We start from the raw sequence: 15,477 nt of genomic DNA on the forward strand, positions 1-15,477 counted from the left end.
CAATGTCTGTCCGATTCTACACCTGCCCCCGCTAACGGACTCGGGGCCATGAAGCTGCAGGGCCGTGGGCCGCGCAGCAAATCATGTGCTTACTTTTTTACATACAGCATGTCGGGCACATAGCTGGTGCCGTTATGCGAGAAGGTGTAGAGGTTGTTGTCGCGCAAGAGGATGCCGCCCTTGATGGTTTGCGCCGGGCGCATGCCTTCGTCGAGCAGGCAGGTGGAGCCGCCTTCATATTCGATGCACCATTGCTGTTTGCCATCTTTCTTCACGTATTGCACGCCAGGTCCCGTGACGCTGAAGCTATAGGCGGGGATGGACAGGTTCAGCTTGTCGATGCGCACGTTGCTCGCGGTACCATTTTCCGTCAGCTTGACGAGAACGTCGGCCACGCCATCGGGCGTCGCCGTGATTTTCGCGCTCATGGTTTCCGTGCCCAGCAAGGTGCCGCTGCAGCCCGTCTTGAGATAGGTTTCGGTGGTGGAGGTCAGTTCCATCGCGCCGCTGCCGTCGGCCTTGGCTGCGACGACCATGGTCTGGCGTTCATGCTCGTCGCACGGGGCTTGCCAGGTGCCGACGTAGGGCGCCAGCGTCGAACCGGCATTGACATTGCCTGTATCACTGCTGCCGCCGCCACCGCCGCAGCAAGCCAGCAGTGCGGTACTTGATGTCAATAATACTGCCACGATTTTTTTCATGCCCCATCCTTTTATGCCGGCAAACATGCGTGCCGTAGACGCGGCAACAGTATAAAAGGATGGTTCAGGGGCAATTCTCACCGAATGTATTTGCCACTTGATTTACATCAAGGATAGCTTGCAATGACCAGGCAAGGCGGGCTTAAAACTCTTCCCAGTCATCTCCTGCCGGTGCCTTGGCCGGCGCGTGCTGTGCCGCTGGGGGCTTGGCAACGGTCAGGCGCTTGGCCGGTGATGCTGTCTTTGGCGGCGCGGCGCGTGGCGTTGCCACGGCTGCCGCCGGCGTTGCTGTCGGCGCCGTCTGGCGCACCTGCTCGCCCAGCTTGAACACGCTGACCACCTCGGCCAGATGGCTGGCCTGGTCTTGCAGACTTTCGGCAGCGGCCGCCGCTTCCTCGACGAGGGCCGCGTTTTGCTGCGTCACGCCATCCATCTGCGCCAGCGCCTGGTTGACCTGGGCGATGCCGTCGCTTTGCTCGGTGGTGGCGACGCTGATGTCGGCCATGATGGCGGTCACCTTGCGCACGCTGTCGACCACCTGTTCCATGGTGGCGCCCGCTTCGTCGACGAGCTTGCTGCCGGCCGCCACCTTGCCGACGGAATCGTCGATCAGCAGCTTGATTTCCTTGGCGGCCGCCGCCGAGCGCTGCGCCAGGTTGCGCACTTCCGTGGCGACGACGGCGAAACCGCGGCCCTGTTCGCCCGCGCGTGCCGCTTCCACGGCCGCGTTCAGGGCCAGGATATTCGTCTGGAAGGCGATGCCGTCGATGACGCTGATGATGTCGACGATCTTGTTCGACGAGTCGTTGATCGAGGTCATCGTTGCTATCACCTTGCCGACCACTTCGCCGCTCTTCTGCGCCACGCTCGATGCGGAAGCGGCCAGTTGATTCGCCTGGCGCGCATGGTCGGCGTTTTCCTTCACCGTGCCCGTCAGTTCTTCCACCGAAGCGGCCGTTTCTTCCAGCGAACTGGCTTGCTGTTCCGTGCGGGCCGACAGGTCGTTATTGCCTTGCGCAATTTCCGCGCTGGCACGGGCCACGTTGTCGGCGCTGGCTTGTACTTGCAGCAGCACGGCGTGGATCTTTTCCACGAAGGCGTTGAAACCCTTGCCGATGACGGCCAGCTCGTCGGTGCCCTTGACTTCGAGCTTGACGCGCAGGTCGGCGTCGCCGCTCGACAGGTCCGTCATGGTGCGGCCCAGGGTGCGCAGGGGACGCGTCAGCTGGTTGACGACGAGGATCAGAATGCCGGCCGTGGCCGCCGCGCACAGCAGGGCGACGATCAGCGTGTAGATCATCAGGTCGCGCGCCGAGGCGGTGGCCACGCTTTTCGGGAAGTTCAGTTCCACGCTCCACGGCGCGATATCAGGGTGGATCTGCAGCGGCTGCAGCAAATGGATGTAGCCCTGGCCGTCTTCATACTCGTATGGCTGGCCCTGGCGCACTTTTTCCAGACCGGCCGCCGGCACGTCGTCGGCCTTCTTGCCCAGCCGCTCGGGCACGGGATGGCTGGCGTACAGGCCGCCGTTCGAGATCAGGGCCAGCTTGCCGCCCTCGATCACCTTCAGGTCGGCGAGGATTTTCGCCAGGCGCGTGAGCATGAAGTCGGCGCTGGCCGTGCCCTTGAAGCCGCCGTCGATCATGATTGGGGCCACCAGCGAGGCCATCAGCACATTCTTGCCATCGACGGGATAGATGTACGGTTCCGTAAAGTAGGTCTTGCCCGTGCGCTTGGGCACGTCATACCAGTCGTTGGCGCCCGGTTTCGGGTCGAAGACGATGGGTTCGACTTGCAGCTTGCCGCCGGCGCCGCGCGTCCAGTAGGGCATGAAGCGGCCGCTGGCGTCGTAGTTCGGCTTCTGGTTGGCGAACTCCGCATCCTTGCCGTCGAGCGCATTCGGCTCCCAGGTCACGGCCGCGCCCAGCAAATCTTCCGAACTGGTCAGGGTGGCCTTGGTCAGTTCATTGATCTGCTCGCGCTGCAGGGGCAGGCTGGCGCTCTTGGTGCCGCGCATGGCGCCGGCCAGGCTGGAAACGCTGGACAGGTTGCTGGCGATGCGCGCCTGCAGCGCTCCCGCCACTTCGCGTGCCGACGTGCGCGCCAGGTCCAAAGCGGCCGCTTCGGCGCTGGCGCTGCTCTTGTAGCCGATCACGGCCGCCGTGACGCCGAGGCTGAGGACGGCGAGCGCGGTGGCGGCGACGCAGATTTTACTGTTCAGTGAGAGTTGCATGAGGCTGTTCCTTGATGGGGATGGGTATTGGTGCCATGGGCGTCGCGGGTGGCGCGCCTAGAACGTCTTGCTGATGGCCACGACCAGCGTGGCCGCGGCCGGGTTCGACGTGTCGAACTGGCCGGCCCCATTCGGGATGCCCAGCGTGTAATGGTCGTAGGCGTCGGTGGCGCCCCAGGCGCGCGTCACGGCCGCGCTGGCGCTCCAGCCGCCGTCGAAGGCCCGGGTGACGCCCACCTTGGCGTCACGCCAGTTCCAGATCGCATTGCCCGTGCCCGCCACGCGGCCATTGCCGGCGTGCAAGTTCAAGGTCCAGGCATTGCCCAGGTCGACGTTCGCGCCCACGTCCAGGTAGCCTGTGCCGCGCGCATGCGTGATGCCGAAGAAGTCGCGCGTGACGGTACGGTTGTACTTGGCGTACAGCATCTTGTAGCTGAGGCCCAGCGACAGTTCGCCATAGTCGTACTTGACGCCAGTGGCGCGGTAGACGGCGCCCGGATACTTGTAGTAATACGCGAGCACGCTGTAGCCCAGTTCGCCCACCGTGCCGCCGTAGCCGCCGTACAGGTCCCATTCGACCGTGGCATCCTGGATATAGCGGTCGCTGACGGTGGAAGCCCAGGTACCGAGCGACCAGCCGCTCGGGTGCGCGTAGTCGGCTCCCGCCTGCAGCGCGGGCTTGCCCCAGGTCTGGCGAAAGCCGCGCGAAATGTATTGCGAGGTGAGGCTGGCATTGGCGGTGATGCTGGCGGCAGGGCTGTCCCCGGTCTGCGCCTGCACGGGCAGGGCGCCCAGCAGGAAGAGGCAGCCCAGCAAGGATATTCCAGGAAAATGGTGGTGCGATGGCATGGCAGTCGGCTCCGTATTTGCTGGCAGCGGCCGTCCAGGCGCGTTGCCCTGATGGTTGCGATAAAAATGCGGAAGGGACTTTTGTGGGGGCAAGGCGAACCTGTCTGCCTGCGCGCAGGAACAGGCACATATTCTCACCAAACGTAACTGAAAGGATAGGGGCTGGCGCTAGTGGAAGTCAATAAAGTTGCGCTACGGAAAACGTAAGTTGTTGTTTCTCGGCACTTTTTCATGCGCCTGTCACATGCGCTTGTTATATTCGCGGCCCGCCACGGCAGGCGGCCTGTTGCAGGCTGGCCAGCAAGCCGGGCAGGGCAGCATGCAAGGCCTGCAGGTCGTCCGCAGGCAGGTTGGCTTGCATTTCCACCCGGCCCGATGGCTGGCCCCAGACGACCTGGGCGCTGAGACGGGCGGCGGCATCGAGATCCGTGACGCTGACCAGCAGCGCGACTTCTTCCGGCGCCTCGTCTGGCACGTCTTCGAGCAGGCAGGAAATACCGAAATGATAATCGTGGAAGGCGCTGGCCGTGCCGCTGGAAAAGGCGAATACGGAGGCGAGCGCCCGTGGCGCGGCGGCCGCGAGTGCGGGCAGGGCGGCGCGGAACAGGGGCAGCAAGTCGTTTTCCAGCTGGAGCACCAGCGGATGGGTGTGGGCGAGGACGGTCATGGCAGGACGGATCAGTGGGCGGCGCGCGATGTTAGCAGTTTTCGCCGCCGCTGTGCGCATGCACTGGTCCTACCAGTAGCTTCAATCGTCATCGCTGGTGACGCGCGTACGCACGAAATCGATGTGGCTTTGCATGGCCGTGCGCGCTTCCTCGGGCTGGCTGGCGCAGATGGCTTCGCACAGGGTACGGTGCTGCGACAGCAGCTGCAGCGAGGTCGCGTCGTCCTGCTGGCGCAAGCCCGTGCCATTGATGGTGATGTGTTCGCGCAGCATGCCGATGATGCTGGTGTGCAAGTGCAAGAACATGGTGTTGTGCGAGGCCTGCGCGATGGTTTCATGCAGGCGCGCGTCGGCCTGCGCCTCGCCGTGCTTGTCGTCGCTGGCGCGCGCCTGTTCCAGCTCGGCCAGCAGCGCCATGATCTGTGCGCGCTCGTCGCCGCTGGCCCGCTGCGCGGCAAAGTAGGCCGTCGCCCCTTCCAGTACGCGGCGAAATTCCAGGATGTCGTCGCGCAGGGCGGGGTGGTCGGCCACCAGCTGGCTCCACGGCGACGCCATGCCGGTGCGTAATTGATCCGTCACAAATACGCCGGCGCCGCGCCGGCTGCGCACGAGGCCGCGCGCCGCCAGCCGCTGCACCGCTTCGCGCACGGTGTTGCGCGAGACCCCATATTGCAGCGCCAGCAGGCGCTCGGCCGGCAATTGCGCGCCCGCCGGCAAGCTGCCGTCCAGCAGGGCCGTCTCCAGCCTGCGCATCACCATCTCGACCCTGCCCCGCGTCTGCATGCCTGTCGCCATCACTGTCTTCCGGTGTTGTTTTAAAGTGGTCCGAGCAATTTGAAGTGGCTTGCGGAAGCTGGAATTATGCGTGAACCGGTCATTCTTAACAACACACAGCGGCGCCGCAGCAACACACAGAGCGCCGGGGAGACACACTCATGCAGCCAGACCCGCGCCAGCCACGTCACTATCCGCCATCACCACACGAGGTGTACCTGTTCGCCACCTGCCTGGTCGACCTGTTCGTGCCGCAGGCGGGGCTCGACGCGGTGCGCCTGCTGGAACGGGAAGGCTTGCTGGTGCACTATCCGCGCGGCCAGAGCTGCTGCGGCCAGCCCGCCTACAGCAGCGGCAACCCGGAACAGGCGCGTGCCGTGGCCCGCGCCCAGCTCGACCTGTTTGCGCAGCCCTGGCCCGTGATCGTGCCGTCCGGTTCCTGCGCCGGCATGATGCGCCACCACTGGCCGCAGCTGTTCCAGGACGATCCCGTCGCCGGCCCGAAGGCGGCCGAACTGGCCGAACGCGTGTATGAACTGAGCGAATTTCTCGTCTGCGTGCTGCAGCTCGACCTGGCCGGCCTGGCCCTGGCCAACCCCGGGCAGGCCGATGAAAACGTGGTGCTGCATACCTCGTGCGGGGCGCGCCGCGAAATGGGTACGCGCACCCACGGCGTGGCGCTGCTCGACGCCTTGCCCGGCGTGACGCGCATCGAACACCAGCGCGAATCGGAATGCTGCGGCTTCGGCGGCACGTTTTCATTGAAACACCCGGATATTTCCGGCGCCATGGTCAGCGACAAGATCGCCTCGGCCTGCGCCACGGGCTGCGACCGGCTCGTCTCGGCCGACTGCGGCTGCCTGCTCAATATCGGCCACGCCGCGCAGCACCAGGGCGCGCCGCTGCCCGTCGAGCACCTGGCCAGCTTCCTGTGGCGCCGCACGGGAGGCGCGGCATGAGTACGGCATTGACCGCCCGCGAACGCATGCTGGGACGCCTGCGCGCCGCCGCGCCTTCGGCGCCCGAAGCGGTGGAGTTCATCGATACGGCCATCGACAATCACTACCTGGCGCGCCGCGCCGCAGCCCCGCTGCCGGTGCGGGACAGGATCGCCGCCATGCAGGCCGCCCTGCGCGCCGCGCACGCGCAGGTCGACTGCGTGAGCGCGGACGCCTGGCCGGCCATGCTGGCGCAGCGCCTCGGTGCGCACGGCGCGCACCGTTTGCTGCTCGATACGGGCAGCGCCGAAGGGCAGGCCTTGCGCGCCGCCTTGCCACAGGGCGTGGAAGCGCTGGCGTTCGCGCGTCCGCTGGCGCAGTGGAAGGGGGAGCTGTTCGACACCGTCGACGCCGGTTTCACCGTCGCCCGTTCGGGCATCGCCGCCACGGGCACCCTGGTCATCGCGCCCGACGCGGCCACGCCGCGCACGGTGTCCTTGGCGCCGCCCCTGCACATCTGCCTCGTGTATGCGAGCAGCCTGCACGTGGACTTGCACGCGGCGGCGCGCGCCGAGCGCTGGGCCGACGGCATGCCGGCCAATCTGGTGCTGGTGTCGGGGCCCTCGAAAACGTCGGACATCCAGCAAACCCTCGCCTATGGCGCGCACGGCCCGCGCTGGTTGTGGGTGCTGATCATCGATGACTTGTCAGTCCAGGAAGGAGGCCAGCCATGAACGCCAAGCCCCTGCAATTCGTCAAGCCGGCGGACTTCCATGCGCGCGCCCGCGCCGCGCTGGACGACCCGAAACTGCGCCAGAGCTTTCGCGGCGCCATGGATTTTTTACAGGACAAGCGCAGCGCCCAGTTCCCCGATGGAGACGAGCTGGAACGCCTGCGCGACATCGGCGAAGCCGTGCGCCGGCACGCGCTGGCGCGCCTGCCCGATTTGCTGGTGCAACTGGAAGACAAGCTGACGGCGGCCGGCGTGCAGGTGCACTGGGCCGAGGATGGCGAGCAGGCCAACGCCATCATCCACGCCATCGCGGAAAAGGCCAAGGCGACGCGCTTCATCAAGGGCAAGTCGATGGCCAGCGAGGAAATCGAGCTCAATCACTACCTGGAAGCGCGCGGCATGACCTGCCTGGAGTCGGACATGGGCGAGTACATCGTGCAGCTGGCCGGCGAAAAGCCGTCGCACATCGTCATGCCGGCGATTCACAAGACCAAGGCGGACATCGCCGGCCTGTTCGCCGAGCACATTCCCGACGCGCCCTACACGGAAGACGTCGACAGCCTGATCCAGACGGGCCGGCGCGCCCTGCGCCAGGCCTTCGTCGAGGCGGACATCGGCCTGTCGGGCGTGAACTTCGCGGCGGCCGACACGGGCACCCTGTGGCTGGTGGAAAACGAGGGCAATGGCCGGCTGACGACGTCCGTGCCGGACGTGCACATCGCCATCATGGGCATGGAAAAAGTGGTGGCCAAGCTCGAACACATCGTGCCGCTGGCGAGCCTCCTGACGCGCTCGGCGACGGGGCAGGCCATCACCACGTATTTCAACCTGATTTCCGGCCCGCGCCGCGCCGGTGAGAAGGATGGCCCGCGCGAAGTGCACCTGGTGCTGCTCGACAACGGCCGCAGCCAGGCCTATGCCGACGAACAGCTGCGCGCCACCCTGCAATGCATACGCTGCGGCGCCTGCATGAACCACTGCCCCGTCTACACGCGCATCGGCGGCCACGCCTACGGCACCACGTATCCGGGGCCGATCGGCAAGATCATCTCGCCCCACTTGCTGGGACTCGCTGCGACGGCCGACCTGGCCACCGCGTCGAGCCTGTGCGGCGCCTGCGGCGAAGTGTGCCCCGTGCGCATCCCGATTCCGCAGCTGCTGGTGCGCCTGCGCACGGAGGCGAACCGCAATCCAGCGGAGCAGGTGGCGCATCCGCTGCGCGGCCAGGGCGCCAAGTTCAGTCGCGGCGAAAGCCTGATCTGGCGCTTCTGGAGCGGCGCCTTTGCGCGCCCCGCCAGCTACCGCCTGTTCCGCTGGGCCGCCACGCGGCTGCGGATGCTGACGCCGCGCGCGCAACTGGGCTGGACGCAGCACCGCAAGCCGTTGACGCCGGCGCCGCGCAGCCTGGCCGACTTGCTCAACGCACGCGGGCAGGAAGAATAGCGACGCCCCGGCAGCACCGATGCACCGCAAAAAACACGCTACACACAATTACATCAAAAGCCGTTTTTTTCACTCAACCCGCATCCACCGGAGGAGACCCGACATGCAAACCTGGACCCAACTTTACACCCCGCTCGGCAGCCTGTGGCTGTCGTCGCTGGCGGCAGCCGTTCCCATCATTTTCTTCTTCATCGCCCTGGCGGCGCTGCGCATCAAGGGCCACGTGGCGGCTGCCGTCACCCTGGCGCTGGCGCTGGCCGTGGCGATTTTCGCGTACGGCATGCCCGTGCCGCAGGCGCTGGCGGCGGCCGGCTACGGTTTTGCATATGGCTTGTGGCCCATCGCGTGGATCATCGTCACGGCCGTCTTCCTGTACAAGATCGTCGTCAAGACGGGGCAGATCGAGATCATCCGCGCCTCCGTCTTGTCGGTAACGGACGACCAGCGCCTGCAGGTGCTGCTGATCGGCTTTGCCTTCGGCGCCTTCCTGGAAGGGGCGGCCGGTTTCGGCGCGCCCGTGGCCATCACGTCGGCGCTGCTGGTGGGCCTGGGTTTCAACCCGCTGTATGCGGCGGGCCTGTGCCTGATCGCCAATACGGCGCCCGTGGCCTTCGGCGCCATGGGCATTCCCATCATCGTGGCGGGCCAGGTGACGGGCATCGACCCCTTCCTGATCGGCGCCATGGCGGGCCGCCAGCTGCCGCTGTTGTCGCTGCTGGTGCCGTTCTGGCTGGTCTTCATGATGGATGGTTTCCGTGGCGTGCGCGAAGTGTGGCCGGCCGCCCTGGTGACGGGCTTGAGTTTTGCCGTGACCCAGTACTTCACGTCCAACCATATCGGCCCTGAACTGCCGGACATCACCTCGGCCCTCGTCAGCCTGGTCTCGCTGACCCTGTTCCTGAAGGTGTGGCAGCCGAAGAATGCGAAAGTGGCGCATGCCGTCGGCGGCGGCACGGCCGCGCTGTCCGGTTTCGGCGGCGCGGGCGGTGCCACGGAGCTGCGCGGCGGCGGCAACCGTGCCGCCTCGCCCTACACGACGGCGCAGACCATGCGCGCCTGGGCGCCGTTCGGCCTGTTGACGGCCATCGTCACCGTGTGGAGCCTGCCCGGTTTCAAGGCCCTGTTCGCGGCCGGCGGCGCCTTGTCTGGCCTGGTCATCAAGATTCACGTGCCCTATCTCGATAAACTGGTGATGAAGACGATGCCCATCGTGGCGGAACCGAAGGCGTATGACGCCGTGTTCAAGCTCGATCTGCTGTCGGCCGTGGGCACGGCGATCCTGCTGACGGCCGTGCTGTCGATGCTGATGCTGCGCATGAAGCCGCGCGATGGCGCCAAAGCCTTCGTGGAAACCGTGGTGGAATTGCGCCGTCCCGTGCTGTCGATCGGCCTGGTGCTGGCGTTTGCCTTCGTCGCCAACTACTCGGGCATGTCGTCCACCCTGGCCCTGCTGCTGGCCGGCAGCGGCGCCGCCTTCCCGTTCTTCTCGCCCTTCCTGGGCTGGCTGGGCGTCTTCCTGACGGGGTCCGACACGTCCTCGAACGCCTTGTTCTGCTCCCTGCAAAACACCACGGCGCACCAGATCGGCGTATCCGACACCTTGCTGGTGGCGGCCAATACGACGGGCGGCGTGACGGCGAAGATGATTTCGCCCCAGTCGATCGCCGTCGCCTGCGCGGCAACGGGCCTGGTGGGCAAGGAATCGGACCTGTTCCGCTTTACCTTGAAGCACAGTCTGCTGTTTGCCATCATCATCGGCATCATCACCATGCTGCAGGCCTATGTGTTCACCGGCATGATCCCGCACTGAGCGGTCCGTAGAAGTACGTAGTAAAACTAGATGAACGGATAGTAAAACGTGCAGACGGTCATGAAAATGACCTGATGCACTGCAGCATGGCGAGGATGGCCCGGCGCAATGCCGGGTCCGCGGCGATGCCTTCCGCATCCAGACCCGACCCCAGCAGGGGCAAGCTGATGCAGGCCTCGTCGATCAGGCGCGCAGACATGGTACGCACCGTTTCGCGCAGGGCCGCCTGTGCATGCGTGGCGCGGGGCGAGGCGTTCAGCAGCACCAGCGGCTTGTCGATGAACGATTCATTTCCCACCATCCAGTCCAGCGCATTCTTCATGGGCCCGCTCACGCCGTGCGCATACTCGGGGCTGGCCAGGATCAGCACGTCGGCTGCCAGGATGGCGTCGCCCAGGGACGTCACGGCAGGCAGGCTGTCGGCGTCGAGGTCGGGATTGAACAGCGGCAGTTCACCCAGTCCCGGATAGATGCGGATCTCATAGTCCGCAGGGGCAAGCCCTGCAATGGCGCGCAGCAGGGCGGTGTTCAGGGAGGCGGCGCGCAGGCTGCCGGCGATGGCGAGGATGGTAATGGGCGTTTGCATCCCACCTGTATAGCCCATCCTGTGCTCAAGCGCAAGGCGAGCAGGATGGCGCTATCGATGTTGCAACAGCCAATAATGGGCTGCGATGAGTGGCCGGGTATGGCGGCACTCTTAACGGCTCAGACCGCTCATCCAGCTTGGCTGCGGGTTGGCACGGGCCAGTTCGCGCATGCGGTATTCCAGATCGTAACGGTCGGTCGATTCGGCCAGATAGGCTTCTTCGTAAGCGCGCTCGCGGCGGTCGCTGCTTTGGTTCAGCCAGGCGCCGACGCGTTTTGCGGCGTGGACCAGGGTGGCGACGATATTGCTGTTTTGCGTGGTGTGGTAGGTAAATGCGGTAGACATGGCAGACTCCTTTGAGTGGCGTGCCGCGTTGTGCTGCACTGCAATATAAGTATAGCGATTCCAAGTTATAAGGCTACTTTTGATTTCAAATGTCAGCTATTCATTTTTGAAATAACAGGCGGGAAAGCTGCGCAATACGGGGCTTTAAGGCATAATGCGGGCGCTGTATCGTAGTTTTACTACAAGACTGTTTTGCCCCGAATGTTGTTTTCAGACGCAGCCCGCAGGCGTGCCGCGCTCACAAGACATCATTCTGGCGAGAAACGGTCGGCCGTGCGCCTGCCGCGCGCAAGAAGCGCCATGCCTGCCCCCGTATCGCTGATGGCAGTCATGGCCCACGCTGATATCTGCGTGGCGCTTGCGCGTCTTGGTGCTGCCCGGGTGGAAACGCTTCCATGCCTGGCAAGATCAACTTGGAATTGAAAAATGGAGAAGGTATGGAATACGTAAAGCAAGGCCAGGGCGTCCAGTCCGCACAGGCTGGCACGCAAAACAATACAGGCGCCCTGATCATTGTCACGGTACTGTTTTTCATGTGGGGACTGCTGACCTCGCTCAATGATGTGCTGATTCCCCATCTGCGCTCGATCTACACCTTGACCTATGTCCAGGCGATGCTGGTGCAGTTCTGCTTCTTTGGCGCCTACGCCATCGTTTCGCTGCCCGCCGGCATGCTGATCAAGAAAATCGGCTACCAGCGCGGCGTCGTCGCCGGCTTGCTGATCGCCGCCGCCGGCTGCGCCATGTTCTACCCGGCGTCCACCGGCAGCTATGCGCTGTTCCTCTTGTCCTTCTTCATTCTGGCGGCCGGCATCACCGTGCTGCAGGTAGCGGCCAATCCCTACGTGACGGAACTGGGCGACCCGCAGACGGCGTCGAGCCGATTGACCCTGACGCAAGCGTTCAATGCGCTGGGCACCACCGTGGCGCCAGCCTTGGGCGGCATGCTGATTTTGTCGGGCACCGTGCTGACGGTGCAGCAGTTCGACCTGCTGCCGGCGGCCGAGCAGCTGGCCTACCGCGCCAAGGAAGCCGCTTCCGTGCAGGGCCCGTACCTGGTGCTGGCCGCCACTTTGGTGATCCTGGCCGTGCTGTTCGCGCTGGCCAAACTGCCGAAGATTTCGCATGCGGACGATGCGGCCGCCCTGGCGCAGGACGGCAACAAGGTCTCGATCTGGTCGCACCGCCACCTGGTGCTGGGCGCGCTGGCCATCTTCCTGTATGTGGGCGGTGAAGTGAGCATCGGCAGCTTCCTGATCAACTTCCTGGGCGAGAGCCATATCGCGGGCCTCAGCCACGCCGACGCCGCCTATTTCGTCAGCTATTACTGGGGTGGCGCCATGCTGGGCCGCTTCGTCGGCTTTGCCGTGATGCGCTATGTCAGCCCGGGCAAGACCCTGGCCTTCAACGCCGCCGTCGTCATCGCGCTGATCCTCGTCGCCGTGTTCTCCAGCGGCCACACGGCCATGTGGGCATTGATCGCCGTCGGCCTGTTCAATTCCATCATGTTCCCGACCATCTTCAGCATGGCCTTGAACAAGCTGGGCGCGCAAACGGGTCAAGGTTCGGGCATCCTGTGCATGGCCATCGTCGGCGGCGCCATCGTGCCGTTCATCCAGGGCTTCTTGGCCGACCACATCAACCTGCAGCTGTCCTTCCTCGTGCCGGCCCTGTGCTATACCTTCATTCTGTACTTCGGCTGGAAGTATGCCAGCATGTACAACGACGACGCCAAATAAGCCGCGCTGTCGCGATCAATCAAAAGGGTGGCCTCGGCCACCCTTTTTTAATGTCAGTGCGTGCGTCAGTGCGCGAATTGCGTGCCCAGCACGTCCTGGCACACTTCGAGCCAGGCGCGCGCCGCGTGCGACAGATAGCGCCCGCTCCAGACGTGCGCCACCTGCCACGCCACCTCGGGCTCGACGATGCGCACCGACGCCAAAGGTTCGCCAGCCAGGCGGTGGATGAACGGCTCGGGCAGCAGGGCCACGCCCAGGCCCGCCGAGGCCATCGCCACCAGCCAGTCCCACTGGCCGCTCTGCGCCGCGATGGTCGGCGCGAAGCCCGCTTGCGCGAAATGCTGGCGCAGGCTGCGCGTGAGCGCGAAATCATCCTTGAGTAATACCAGCGGCAGCTCGGCCAGCGCCTTGAACGGCAGTGTCGTGCGCTGCTTCTGGAACGTGCCCGGCTCGGCCAGGGCCCAGATCGGATAGCTGGCCACTTCCACGGCCACGAGGTCGAGTTCCGGGTCGGCCGGCAGCACCGTCATGCCGATTTCCAGTTCGCCGGCCGCCACCTTGCGCTCGATCTGCTGGCCCGTGTCTTCCTGCAGGGTCAGGCTGATGTTGGGATGGCGCGCGCGGAAGGCCTTTAATACGGGCGTAAACAGCACATTGATCATGGGCGGGATGCCGACCGTCAGGCTGCCGCGCTGCAAGGCCTGGGTGTCGCGCACTTCCAGGGTCAGCTGGCGCATGTTCGCCAGCATTTCCTGGCCGTGCTGGTAGACGATGCGGCCCGTGTCCGTCAGGGTCAGCTTGCGTCCGTCGCGCACCAGCAACTGGGCGCCCACCTCGTCTTCCAGCTGGCGCACCATCTTGCTGATGGTCGACTGGGTCAGGTGCAGCGATTCGGCCGCCTGCGTAAAGCTCGACAGGCGCACGGTTTCGACGAAATAGCGCAGGGAACGGATATCCAAGAGGGTGCTCGGCAGTGGCAGGACATGAAAATATCGACTGGATGTGGCGAAATTAATTCATGCCATGCATGTAAGCGGGATTTTATACTGAAACCACTTATGGGGCTGGTGTATGACAGCCATCCAGTTTGAGAATATTAAGAATATCAGGAGCATCACGATGTACGAGGACCGTATTCGCCACCCAGGCTTGCTCAGCAAAATCATGAGCGCCGATGAGGCAGCCAAATTGTTCCACAACGGCATGCGTGTCGGCATGAGCGGGTTCACCCGTGCGGGCGACGCCAAGGCCCTGCCGCGCGCGCTGGCCGAGCGCGCCTTGCAAGACCCGTTGAGCCTGACCCTGATCACGGGCGCTTCGCTGGGCAATGGCAGCGACGGCTTGATGGCCGAGGCGGGCGTGCTGGCGCGCCGCATGCCGTTCCAGGTCGACCCTGTGCTGCGCGGCAAGATCAACAAGGGCGAAGTCATGTTCATCGACCAGCATCTGTCGGAAACGGCCGAGCAGCTGCGCTCGGGCAACCTGGCCGCCGTCGACATCGCCGTCATCGAAGCGACGGCCATCACGGCGGCCGGCGCCATCATCCCGACCATGTCGGTAGGTAACTCCGCCGCCTTTGCCCAGCAGGCGAGCCAGGTCATCATCGAAATCAACCTGTCCACGCCGCTGGCGCTGGAAGGCTTGCACGACATTTATATTCCGCAAACCTTGCCGGGCCGCGAGCCGATCCCCCTCACGCGCGTGGACCAGCGCCTGGGCAGCACGGCCATCGCCATCGACCCGGCCCGCATCGCCGCCATCGTCATCACGGACAGCCCCGACAGCCCGTCGAACGCCTTGCCGCCCGACGCGGAAACACAGGCGATCGCCGGCCACGTGATTGCCTTCCTCGAAGGCGAAGTGGCGGCCGGGCGCATGGGGCCGGAATTGCTGCCGCTGCAGGCGGGTATCGGCACCATCGCCAACGCCGTGCTGCACGGCCTGATCGGTTCGCCCTTCCAGAACATGACGATGTATTCGGAAGTGCTGCAGGACAGCGCCATCGAGTTGCTCGATTCGGGCCAGCTGGCGTTTGCTTCGGCCTCGTCGATCACCCTGTCGGCCGCCGTGCACCAGAAGCTGATGGACAATATCGACCATTACCGCTCGAAAATCGTGCTGCGTCCGCAAGAGATCAGCAATCATCCCGAGATCGTGCGCCGCCTGGGCATCATCGCCCTGAATACGGCACTCGAGTTCGATATCTACGGCAACGTCAATTCCACGCACGTGTGCGGCACGCACATGATGAACGGCATCGGCGGCTCGGGCGACTTCGCGCGCAATGGGCAAGTGTCGATGTTCGTGTCGAAATCGGCGGCCAAGGGCGGGCGCATTTCCAGCGTCGTGCCGATGGTGTCGCATGTGGACCATACGGAACATGACGTCGACGTGCTGGTGACGGAGTGGGGCTATGCGGACTTGCGCGGCTTGGCGCCGCGCGAACGGGCGCCGCTGATCATCGAGCGCTGCACCCATCCCGCTTACCGGGACCAATTGCGCGCGTATTACGACGCGGCATGCCAGCGCGGCGGCCACACGCCGCACATCCTGGAACAGGCGCTGTCGTGGCATACGCGCTACCAGGAAACGCAGAGCATGCTGGCAGCTGAATAAGCTTCGCCAGCATCAGGACAGGGCAGGGCGGTACAGCACCACG

At 64.8% G+C, this 15,477-nt stretch carries 14 protein-coding genes; 6 read left to right on the forward strand and 8 right to left on the reverse strand.

Features of this window, described 5'->3' with window-relative positions; genetic code table 11:
- Window positions 1-89: 89 nt before the first annotated feature.
- From ACQ4WQ_RS03215 to ACQ4WQ_RS03235, 5 genes are all read right to left on the reverse strand, one after another.
- Entirely contained in the window at window positions 90-701 is a 612-nt protein-coding gene (locus ACQ4WQ_RS03215; protein WP_436494632.1) for a hypothetical protein, read from the reverse strand.
- A gap of 142 nt (window positions 702-843) precedes the next feature.
- Window positions 844-2,934 (reverse strand): methyl-accepting chemotaxis protein, encoded by a 2,091-nt coding sequence (locus ACQ4WQ_RS03220; protein WP_436494634.1) that lies wholly within the window; start codon window positions 2,932-2,934, stop codon window positions 844-846.
- A gap of 57 nt (window positions 2,935-2,991) precedes the next feature.
- Window positions 2,992-3,750, reverse strand: a complete 759-nt coding sequence (locus ACQ4WQ_RS03225; RefSeq protein WP_436494636.1) for a TorF family putative porin — start codon at window positions 3,748-3,750, stop codon at window positions 2,992-2,994.
- Window positions 3,751-4,036: 286 nt separating this feature from the next.
- On the reverse strand, window positions 4,037-4,450 hold the full coding sequence (locus tag ACQ4WQ_RS03230; RefSeq protein WP_436494638.1) for a hypothetical protein: 414 nt from the start codon (window positions 4,448-4,450) through the stop codon (window positions 4,037-4,039).
- A gap of 81 nt (window positions 4,451-4,531) precedes the next feature.
- Window positions 4,532-5,245 carry a FadR/GntR family transcriptional regulator gene (locus ACQ4WQ_RS03235; protein ID WP_436494640.1) on the reverse strand — a complete coding sequence of 238 codons (714 nt, stop codon included), beginning with the start codon at window positions 5,243-5,245 and terminating at the stop codon, window positions 4,532-4,534.
- Between the two features lie 140 nt (window positions 5,246-5,385).
- Between ACQ4WQ_RS03235 and ACQ4WQ_RS03240 the strand changes: the two genes are divergently transcribed.
- The 4 genes from ACQ4WQ_RS03240 to ACQ4WQ_RS03255 all read left to right on the forward strand — a co-directional run bounded on the left by ACQ4WQ_RS03240 (window position 5,386) and on the right by ACQ4WQ_RS03255 (window position 10,148).
- Window positions 5,386-6,183, forward strand: coding sequence for a (Fe-S)-binding protein (locus tag ACQ4WQ_RS03240; RefSeq protein WP_436494642.1), 798 nt, complete (start codon window positions 5,386-5,388; stop codon window positions 6,181-6,183).
- A complete protein-coding gene (locus ACQ4WQ_RS03245; RefSeq protein ID WP_436494644.1) occupies window positions 6,180-6,896 on the forward strand; it encodes a LutC/YkgG family protein in 717 nt (238 codons plus the stop codon). The genes ACQ4WQ_RS03240 and ACQ4WQ_RS03245 overlap by 4 nt, the downstream gene beginning before the upstream one ends.
- Complete coding sequence (locus tag ACQ4WQ_RS03250) at window positions 6,893-8,338, forward strand: LutB/LldF family L-lactate oxidation iron-sulfur protein (RefSeq protein ID WP_436494646.1); 1,446 nt, start codon at window positions 6,893-6,895, stop codon at window positions 8,336-8,338. The genes ACQ4WQ_RS03245 and ACQ4WQ_RS03250 overlap by 4 nt, the downstream gene beginning before the upstream one ends.
- Window positions 8,339-8,441: 103 nt before the next feature.
- Entirely contained in the window at window positions 8,442-10,148 is a 1,707-nt protein-coding gene (locus ACQ4WQ_RS03255; protein WP_436494648.1) for a lactate permease LctP family transporter, read from the forward strand.
- Between the two features lie 58 nt (window positions 10,149-10,206).
- Here ACQ4WQ_RS03255 and ACQ4WQ_RS03260 read toward each other — a convergent pair whose 3' ends face one another.
- The gene (locus tag ACQ4WQ_RS03260; RefSeq protein WP_436494650.1) at window positions 10,207-10,734 is read right to left on the reverse strand and encodes an NADPH-dependent FMN reductase; all 528 of its coding nucleotides are present in this window, start codon (window positions 10,732-10,734) and stop codon (window positions 10,207-10,209) included.
- 111 nt (window positions 10,735-10,845) lie between these two features.
- Window positions 10,846-11,079: a DUF3563 family protein gene (locus ACQ4WQ_RS03265; RefSeq protein WP_080698581.1), complete on the reverse strand. Its 234-nt coding sequence runs from the start codon at window positions 11,077-11,079 to the stop codon at window positions 10,846-10,848.
- A gap of 437 nt (window positions 11,080-11,516) precedes the next feature.
- Here ACQ4WQ_RS03265 and fucP point away from each other — a divergent pair, with 437 nt between their 5' ends.
- Complete coding sequence (gene fucP, locus ACQ4WQ_RS03270) at window positions 11,517-12,818, forward strand: L-fucose:H+ symporter permease (protein WP_326459319.1); 1,302 nt, start codon at window positions 11,517-11,519, stop codon at window positions 12,816-12,818.
- A gap of 65 nt (window positions 12,819-12,883) precedes the next feature.
- Here the strand turns inward: fucP and ACQ4WQ_RS03275 are convergent, their stop codons facing one another.
- A complete protein-coding gene (locus tag ACQ4WQ_RS03275; protein WP_436494652.1) occupies window positions 12,884-13,777 on the reverse strand; it encodes a LysR substrate-binding domain-containing protein in 894 nt (297 codons plus the stop codon).
- A 160-nt stretch (window positions 13,778-13,937) separates the two neighbouring features.
- Here ACQ4WQ_RS03275 and scpC point away from each other — a divergent pair, with 160 nt between their 5' ends.
- Window positions 13,938-15,434 (forward strand): succinyl-CoA:acetate CoA-transferase ScpC, encoded by a 1,497-nt coding sequence (scpC, locus tag ACQ4WQ_RS03280; protein ID WP_436494654.1) that lies wholly within the window; start codon window positions 13,938-13,940, stop codon window positions 15,432-15,434.
- The last annotated feature ends 43 nt before the right edge of the window (window positions 15,435-15,477 follow it).

The organism is Janthinobacterium goodfellowi, from assembly GCF_051380695.1.
In the GTDB taxonomy this organism is placed as follows: domain Bacteria; phylum Pseudomonadota; class Gammaproteobacteria; order Burkholderiales; family Burkholderiaceae_D; genus Janthinobacterium.